The organism is Motilimonas thetidivivens (genome assembly GCF_046452435.1).
Classification (GTDB): domain Bacteria; phylum Pseudomonadota; class Gammaproteobacteria; order Enterobacterales; family CBDFNC01; genus Motilimonas.
The window spans coordinates 1-1,578 of record NZ_JBKFDK010000051.1 but is presented as its reverse complement, the minus strand read 5'-3'; the positions used below and the strand labels follow the sequence as shown (position 1 = coordinate 1,578).

Genomic DNA, 1,578 nt, shown 5'->3' with positions numbered 1-1,578 from the left:
TCGTCAACAAGACAACGTCGCTTTTGGTAAGGAGGTGATCCAGCCCCAGGTTCCCCTAGGGCTACCTTGTTACGACTTCACCCCAGTCATGAACCACAAAGTGGTAAGCGTCCTCCCGAAGGTTAAACTACCTACTTCTTTTGCAGCCCACTCCCATGGTGTGACGGGCGGTGTGTACAAGGCCCGGGAACGTATTCACCGCGGCATTCTGATCCACGATTACTAGCGATTCCGACTTCATGGAGTCGAGTTGCAGACTCCAATCCGGACTACGACGGACTTTTTGGGATTCGCACACTCTCGCAAGTTAGCTGCCCTTTGTATCCGCCATTGTAGCACGTGTGTAGCCCTACTCGTAAGGGCCATGATGACTTGACGTCGTCCCCACCTTCCTCCGGTTTATCACCGGCAGTCTCCCTAGAGTTCCCGACCGAATCGCTGGCAACTAAGGATAGGGGTTGCGCTCGTTGCGGGACTTAACCCAACATTTCACAACACGAGCTGACGACAGCCATGCAGCACCTGTCTCACGGTTCCCGAAGGCACCAATTCATCTCTGAAAAGTTCCGTGGATGTCAAGAGTAGGTAAGGTTCTTCGCGTTGCATCGAATTAAACCACATGCTCCACCGCTTGTGCGGGCCCCCGTCAATTCATTTGAGTTTTAACCTTGCGGCCGTACTCCCCAGGCGGTCTATTTAATGCGTTAGCTTTGGAGCCCACGGCATATAGCCACAAACTCCTAATAGACATCGTTTACTGCGTGGACTACCGGGGTATCTAATCCCGTTTGCTACCCACGCCTTCGCGTCTCAGTGTCAGTTATTGGCCAGGTGGTCGCCTTCGCCACCGGTATTCCTTCAGATCTCTACGCATTTCACCGCTACACCTGAAATTCTACCACCCTCTACAAAACTCTAGCCTGCCAGTTCCAAATGCAGTTCCCAGGTTGAGCCCGGGGCTTTCACATCTGGCTTAACAAGCCACCTACACGCGCTTTACGCCCAGTAATTCCGATTAACGCTCGCACCCTCCGTATTACCGCGGCTGCTGGCACGGAGTTAGCCGGTGCTTCTTCTGTTGCTAACGTCACAGCTGCAGAGTATTAATCTACAACCTTTCCTCACAACTGAAAGTGCTTTACAACCCGAAGGCCTTCTTCACACACGCGGCATGGCTGCATCAGGGTTTCCCCCATTGTGCAATATTCCCCACTGCTGCCTCCCGTAGGAGTCTGGACCGTGTCTCAGTTCCAGTGTGGCTGGTCATCCTCTCAGACCAGCTAGGGATCGTCGCCTTGGTAAGCCGTTACCTTACCAACTAGCTAATCCCACTTGGGTTCATCTTATGGCGCGAGGCCCGAAGGTCCCCCGCTTTGGTCCGTAGACATTATGCGGTATTAGCAGTCGTTTCCAACTGTTGTCCCCCTCCATAAGGCAGATACCCAAGCATTACTCACCCGTCCGCCGCTCGTCAGCAGAGAAGCAAGCTTCTCTCTGTTACCGCTCGACTTGCATGTGTTAAGCCTGCCGCCAGCGTTCAATCTGAGCCATGATCAAACTCTTCAATTAAAGTTTTTT

Annotated in this window: 1 rRNA gene; it reads right to left on the bottom strand. The window is 52.9% G+C overall.

Going from position 1 to position 1,578, the window contains the following annotated elements:
* Positions 1–27 precede the first annotated feature (27 nt).
* Positions 28–1,569 (bottom strand): 16S ribosomal RNA (locus tag ACK8OT_RS19175).
* Positions 1,570–1,578 lie beyond the last annotated feature (9 nt).